This window comes from Sphingobium xenophagum NBRC 107872 (assembly GCF_000367345.1).
Classification (GTDB): domain Bacteria; phylum Pseudomonadota; class Alphaproteobacteria; order Sphingomonadales; family Sphingomonadaceae; genus Sphingobium; species Sphingobium xenophagum.
The window spans coordinates 1-1,861 of record NZ_BARE01000092.1 but is presented as its reverse complement, the minus strand read 5'-3'; the positions used below and the strand labels follow the sequence as shown (position 1 = coordinate 1,861).

Sequence of the window (1,861 nt, the reverse complement as noted above, 5' to 3'; positions counted from 1 at the left end):
AGCCGGTGTCCTTCCACGGACCGAAGCCGCGAAGGAGGGTCACAAGCACCCGCTCGGCGGCTTCGGTGACTGCGCCATTATATGCGTCAAAGGTCTTGGGTTTGCCCATCATCCTGGCAGTCGTTCGGCGCGGAGGTGGTCAGCAAGCTCCCTGGCGCGACCGGACCCCTGCATAAGATCGAGATAAACCTGAACTGGCGGGGCATAAGCAACGCCATCGATCCGTTCTCCCACAGCAATGTCGCGCTTGCCGGTGTCTTCGATCACACCGAGGTTCCATCCCTCCGACACGGGCCGGGCATCGAGACGCGCGAGAACTTCTCGGTGAAGTCGCCCACCCTGGATCCGGCACCTGACCTGCGAGATCGCTGAGAGATACGGCGCATACGCCTGAGCGGCTGCCTCCGCCGTTACCGCATATTGTGCGCCAACGTCGCGACATGCTTCGTCGAGCCGGCGCGCAATCTGGCCAGCATCCCCGCCCGGCACATAATAGCGCTCGATCCGTGGCGGCTTCTGATCGGCGATCAAGCGAACCCATTCATCGAGAACCGGGCCTCGTTCGCGCAGGCGGCGCATCTTGGCTGGCCCCGCACCCTCAACTTCGAGCCAATCGCGCCGCTCCATCTCGCTAAGGGTCTCCGATGCAGTCGCCGGCGACACGCCTGTCTCTTCCGCGAGTTCCTTCACACTCATCCATCTGGGCGCAGTTCCAATGACCGCCTGAGCGACGCGAGCTCGCTGGCCCTGAAAGATTGAGCCGAAGGCACGTCCGGCCTTCTTGAGGGGCGGGCGTTCGATCAACACATAGGCACCCGACGATGGGACGAAGAGCGAGCCACCGAGGTCGTAGTAGCCGACTTGTTCTTGCTGTAGGATTTCGCGCGCACCTTTCGAGATTGCGCCTGCAATCAGCATGGGAACCTTCTCACCGGCGTCATCCATCTGGTTGAGATAATCGCGAAGCCGCCAAACCTGCTGACGAACATCGCGGGGAAAGAGCTCGCGCTTGGCCTCAACGACCAGTTTGAACCGGTGGTGATTGAGGTCTACATCAAGTACACCATCCGGGGCATATCGGCTGCCGACACGCGGTTCGGAGGTGCGCTGATAGACGGAAGCGCCAGGCAATTCCGACAGGGCATGGCTTAGCTCATCGAGCAGCTCTTCCTCTATGATCTCAAAATTTCTCATATTTCCCTGCCAGTGAATAAGGCATCTGTAGCGAATATTCGCGCGATATGCAATATTTGCTGTGCAGCAAATTTCGAAAGAGGTCACTCGTCAGCCTCGTGAGGCATAAATCCACAATTTATGCCTCACGGCACCAAGCCGACCCCCTAAAGACGCGCCGTCGCGCCCGGGAGTTCGGGCAATCCTGAAACCGTGAGGGGAGGGGGGCTGGAAGGGGTGAGCCGAAGGGCTCGGCCAAGTCCGGTTTTCAGGAGCACTCCCATGAACGATATCGAGTTGATCCCGCTCGGCAAGCTGCGCTTGTCCGAAGCCAACGTCCGCAAAAACGACAGCAACCTCTTCATCGAGGAACTGGCCGCCAATATCGAGGCCAAGGGCCTCCTTCAGAACCTGATCGTGGTGCCCGCCAAGAAGCGGGGCATGTTCGACGTGACCGCGGGCGGCCGCCGCCTACGCGCGCTCAATTATCTCCTTGAGACGGGCAAACTCCCCAAGGACCATCCCGTCGCATGCCGCGTCCTCGACATCGATGCGGCCGAGCAGTCCGAGCTCTCGCTGATCGAGAATGTCATTCGCCTCGACATGACGCCGACCGACGAGATCCGTGCGTACAAGCACTTCGTCAACGAGGGCAGCGACCTCGACGCGATCGCCAAGCGGTTCGGTC

2 protein-coding genes are annotated in these 1,861 nt (G+C 60.5%); one reads left to right on the top strand and one right to left on the bottom strand.

Annotated elements, in window-relative coordinates; genetic code table 11:
* Positions 1 to 108: 108 nt before the first annotated feature.
* Positions 109 to 1,281: a MarR family transcriptional regulator gene (locus SX1_RS21530; RefSeq protein WP_255209823.1), complete on the bottom strand. Its 1,173-nt coding sequence runs from the start codon at positions 1,279 to 1,281 to the stop codon at positions 109 to 111.
* Positions 1,282 to 1,455: 174 nt separating this feature from the next.
* Here SX1_RS21530 and SX1_RS23335 point away from each other — a divergent pair.
* On the top strand, positions 1,456 to 1,861 hold a 406-nt coding region (locus SX1_RS23335), incomplete at its 3' end, for a ParB/Srx family N-terminal domain-containing protein (protein ID WP_043146326.1).